Annotated in this window: 4 protein-coding genes and 1 pseudogene; 4 read left to right on the top strand and 1 reads right to left on the bottom strand. The window is 29.7% G+C overall.

Annotated features, from left to right (window positions below):
• Positions 1–637: 637 nt before the first annotated feature.
• The gene (locus ACIQ2I_RS07895) at positions 638–1,051 is read left to right on the top strand and encodes a hypothetical protein (RefSeq protein WP_396181877.1); all 414 of its coding nucleotides are present in this window, start codon (positions 638–640) and stop codon (positions 1,049–1,051) included.
• 312 nt (positions 1,052–1,363) lie between these two features.
• Here the strand turns inward: ACIQ2I_RS07895 and ACIQ2I_RS07890 are convergent, their stop codons facing one another.
• Positions 1,364–2,281, bottom strand: a complete 918-nt coding sequence (locus ACIQ2I_RS07890; protein ID WP_396181876.1) for a helix-turn-helix domain-containing protein — start codon at positions 2,279–2,281, stop codon at positions 1,364–1,366.
• A 496-nt stretch (positions 2,282–2,777) separates the two neighbouring features.
• Between ACIQ2I_RS07890 and ACIQ2I_RS07885 the strand changes: the two genes are divergently transcribed.
• From ACIQ2I_RS07885 to ACIQ2I_RS07875, 3 genes and pseudogenes are all read left to right on the top strand, one after another.
• Complete coding sequence (locus tag ACIQ2I_RS07885; protein WP_396181875.1) at positions 2,778–3,260, top strand: T9SS type A sorting domain-containing protein; 483 nt, start codon at positions 2,778–2,780, stop codon at positions 3,258–3,260.
• A 126-nt stretch (positions 3,261–3,386) separates the two neighbouring features.
• Positions 3,387–3,896, top strand: a complete 510-nt coding sequence (locus tag ACIQ2I_RS07880; protein ID WP_396181874.1) for a hypothetical protein — start codon at positions 3,387–3,389, stop codon at positions 3,894–3,896.
• A gap of 10 nt (positions 3,897–3,906) precedes the next feature.
• Positions 3,907–4,851, top strand: a pseudogene (locus ACIQ2I_RS07875) (hypothetical protein); the annotation flags it as partial.

Genomic DNA, 4,851 nt, shown 5'->3' with positions numbered 1-4,851 from the left:
GTTATTGAATTATCTTCTTTGTTACAAGACAATAATGTAATAAAAAGAAAAGAAAAAATTAGCTTGTTTTTCATAACTTATCATTTAATAAATAAGGCATTCATTTTTTTGCAAAAATACAAAAAAATTCAAGACTGGTATTTTCTATAGTTTTAACTCTTTGTTTTTCTAATAGTTAAGTAAATTATCATCGCATTAAAATTGTAACTTTCTCCAAGAGGGGGAGCAAAAGTCCAACAGAAATGTTGGACTTTTTTTGTTTAAAGTAATTCTTCAGCTTTTTATTAAATTTATTTGAATTTTTTTTATTTTTACATAGTAAATAAAAATCTTAAAAATTATGATTACAAATTTTCTTAAAAAATATAAAAGTGAAGTTACAATTGGAATTTTAGTTTTTCTATTTTTTTTATTTAAAGATATAATTAAATCTATTATGTAAATAAATAATATTTCAAACCGATATTTTCTTATGGTTTAATAAGCAATCATCGCATCAAAATTGTGACTTTCTCCAATAGGTGGAGCCACACTGGACAAGTCATCAGAAATGATGGCTTTTTCTTTGTCCGTTAATTAGTTAGAGTAGTTGCATCTTTTTTTAGTTTTTTTTAGTTTTGAAAAACAATTAAATAATATGGCAATCAAAAAGAGTTGGCTAGATAAATTGAATGAAAATAAAGAGCCAAAAATAAAACGAATTGATATTGATTTTGCTGATATTCCATCAGGCAGTAATATGTTTATTGCTTCTCCAAAACTCATAGATGAGTATATTCAAGAAATAGGATTTGGGAAGCGCATAGACTTAAAAACATTAAGAAATGACCTTGCCATAGAGCATAATGCTGATTACACTTGTCCTGTAACTACAGGAATATTTTTGCGAATTGTAGCTGAAGCAAATTATGAAAAGTTGCAACAAGGAAAACGTTTAGAGGAAATCACACCTTTTTGGAGAGTGATTGAACCTAATAGTGCATTAGCCAAGAAACTCACATTTGGACAAAATTTTTTGCTACAACAAATTGAAAAAGAAATCGCAAGTTGAAAATAGTAGTTGTGCTTTTTCTTATAAAATTCAATAATTTAACATTAAATTCAACCTTTTAATTTTCTAATAGTCACATACTCAATCATCGAATTATAGTTGCATCTTTTGTCAAAAAGGTGAGCAAAACAAAACCCGATACGAAAGTGTCGGGTTTTTTTGTGGACATTCTTGGGCGAGTAGTTTGTCCCAAAGAAACGAAGTGAAAGCGGGAAGGTTTATATTTTATAAATATTTATGATAGTTCAAATGTCTGGATTGAAACTATGAAAATTATAATTCAACAATAAAATTACTATCAAATTCCATTAACTACCTATAAACCAATTTTCTATCCAAATTTGGTTTTACTTGCAGTTGTTGTTTGTTATAAGATTGCGGGGTAGATCCAGTAATCTCTTTAAATGAAGTAAAAAACGGATTGTAGGAAGAAAACCCAACTTTTATTGCTAATGCTTCTAGCGTGTTTGTCTTTAAATATCCAGACTCAATTAATTGTATAGCATCATAAGTTTTTATAATTTTTTTAAATTCAGTAAAGCTGACCTTTGAATGGTATTTAAAAATAAAATTCAAATGACTTTTAGGGATTTCTAATTTTTTTGCTATTTCAGTTGCGGATTTTTTGGGGTTTCTAAAACCCTTTTCTATGAGCGCTAAATACTCTATATCTTTTAAATATTTTATTAATTCAGGGTATATTTTATCTTTTAACAAGCCGTGTTGTCGGTTTTTTATTTTTTTATTTACGCTAAAAAGCCAAATTTCACTTAATAAAAATATAGATTTTTTTTGTTCACTAATTTTCTTATATAAAGCATTATAGCCAAACAATATTTCTGGAGTTATTAAAATTTTAATAAAAATAATACTCCATAAAATTCCAGAAACCCATAATTGATTTTTTCCTGCACTGAACCTACTTTGTATCAAGTCGAAAAACAAAGTCATAAATAATCTCATGCTTATTGCTACATATAATATAAAAAGGAATAATGTCCATTTGCGAAGTAAATTATTTTGAACATCAATAATTTGAATTTTTGAATTTTTATTCCATACATTCTTTTTTAATAATATAAAACCAGCTACAAGATAAATAACGGCATAACTTACAAATATTAAATTTAAAATTACAACAGAATATTCTCCTAAAAACAAATAATGGTTATTTAATAAATTGACAAAGCTTAAAATTACTGGAAATATAAAATGCCATAATTCTCTCAATTTATGTTGTTTTGTATTTGCAATAATATTTTTAATATACAGATGAAATAATGGAATTATGACACTGTAAAAAGGGAAGTATGGAAAATTAGGAATTAAGTTTTTATAAAAATAAAAAACAGTTTCTAATATAAATCGTATAGAAATAATACTAAATAATAAAATCAAATATAAATTAATATTACGATTTGATTTATATTGGATAAAAATTATTGAAGTTGTAATTAACCCAAGCGCACCAATAGAAAGATAAAAAAAATAAACAAGCATAATTATTGGTATTATAACTTAAAGAATATTTTTAAGTTCAAATTTATTTTAAATGTGTTGTGTTTGGGATATCAAATTTATTAATAATTATTCAATTTTTTTGTGTGTGTGTAATAAGTTTTAAAAAATAGTTTACTAAAAACTGAAAATCTTTTATTGTTTTTTACAAATTTTTTCAACTTTTTAATATGGTAAATATTAAAAATTATTTTTGAAAAAAAAACATATGCGAATCAAAATTTTACTAGCAATTGGTTTTTTCTCTTCGTGCTCATTTGGTCAAACTTTACATCATCAAATGATAAGCACACAAGGGGGTAATGCCACTACACCATCTGGCACAACAGTTAAATATTCTGTTGGCCAACAATCTGTTACAGGTACCAAAACAGGTAATGTAATAGTACAACAAGGCTTTCAACAAAGCAATTGGGATAAAATTATAGCTACAAATAACGTATTGCTGGTAAACACCACAACTTATCCAAATCCCTATATTGACGTCATCAACTTTCAGTTTTCTCAATCTATTGGAGAAAATGTTTCTTTATTGGTCTATGATGTTTTGGGGCGTCAAGTATATTCAAATACACTTCAAATATTCGATAACAAAACCAGCGTTAATCTTCAAGTGTTACAAAGTGCAGAATATTTTGTACAACTTTCTAATAATATATTCACCTATCACACTAAAATAATTAAAAATTAAAACATGATGATTAAAAAATATTTACTTTTTTGCCTGTTATTATCCGGATGTTACTTACAGTCTCAAGAACTGTTAATTTCAAACGGAAAAAATTTTACAAAATATGATTATAAAAATTCACTTGGAATGTCAAATCCTAATTTAAGAAGCGGCGAAGGTTCTTTTTATGAAATAGGCATGGCTTTCAAGTTGAATAAATTAGCTGCAACTGATAAACTAAGTTATGCAGTTAGTTTAGTATACAATCAGTTTAATGCTGTTGGCGGCACAAGCACGGATAACTATTCTTGGAAAACTAATTATTTAGGCATTCAAAACGCACTTAATTATACGTTGTTTCAAAACTCAAATTCTTTTAAAGTTAAAACAAAATTAGGATGTGCTATATCAACAATAATTAAAGGCGAACAGTACATCAACAATGTGGTGTACAACATTTCTAAACAAGAAGAGTTTAAAGGTATAACACTTCAGCCAAACATTGGTGTTGATTTTCAATATGTCATCAACCAAAACATTGAAATTAGCGCAGGATACGAATTTTCAAAAGCATTTAATGTTTCTAATACTTCTGCCGAAAAACTTTCTTTTATAAATAATCAAATCCATTTAGGATTACATTTTCCATTAAATTAAATCGCACATTATGAAAAAAATAGTAGCTATACTTTTATTATTTATTGGCCTAATTGGTTATTCTCAAACTAATGGGATTACTTATCAAGCTGTAATATTAAACCCTTCTGGCGATCAATTACCGGGAGTAAACAATACAAATGTACCATTGGCAAATAAAAACATTTGTTTAAAATTTTCCATTTTGAATCAGAATTCACAATCTGAATATATTGAAACGGTACAAACCACTACGGATGAATTCGGTATGGTAAATTTAATTATTGGAGCTGGAGTACAAATAGGCGGTTATGCTGCTACATTTTCAAATATACTTTGGAATGCCGATCCTAAGAGTTTAAAAGTAGATTTAAGTATTACTGGAATATGTTCTGACTACACAGAAATTAGCAACCAACCTTTTACGGCGGTTCCTTTTGCTTTGTTTGCTGCGACCGCAGGCACCCCTGGAACCCCAGGTCCTGCTGGGCCACAAGGAATTCAAGGTGTCGCTGGACCTACAGGTGCAACAGGACCTCAAGGTTTAGCTGGCACAAACGGAACAAATGGTCTAAATGGCGCAGTTGGTCCTCAAGGCCCTCAAGGTCCAATAGGATTAACAGGTGCAACAGGTCCTCAAGGTTTAGCTGGTACAAACGGCACAAACGGTCTTAATGGCGCAGTTGGTCCTCAGGGATTACAAGGCCCACAAGGTATAGCAGGGACAAATGGTCTTGACGGAGCAGTTGGTCCACAAGGGCCAATAGGATTAACAGGAGCTACGGGGTCACAAGGTATTCCAGGAATTCAGGGAGTAGCTGGACCTACAGGTGCAACAGGTCCTCAAGGTTTAGCGGGCACAAATGGACTTAATGGACTTAATGGCGCAGTTGGTCCTCAAGGTTTAGCCGGCACAAACGGCACAAACGGTCTTGATGGCGCAGTTGGTCCTCAGGGGCCAATAGGATTAACAGGT

This window comes from Flavobacterium sp. (assembly GCF_044368995.1).
Taxonomy (GTDB): domain Bacteria; phylum Bacteroidota; class Bacteroidia; order Flavobacteriales; family Flavobacteriaceae; genus Flavobacterium.
The sequence above is the reverse complement of the archived record's forward strand: the minus strand, read 5'-3'. Positions and strand labels throughout refer to the sequence as shown.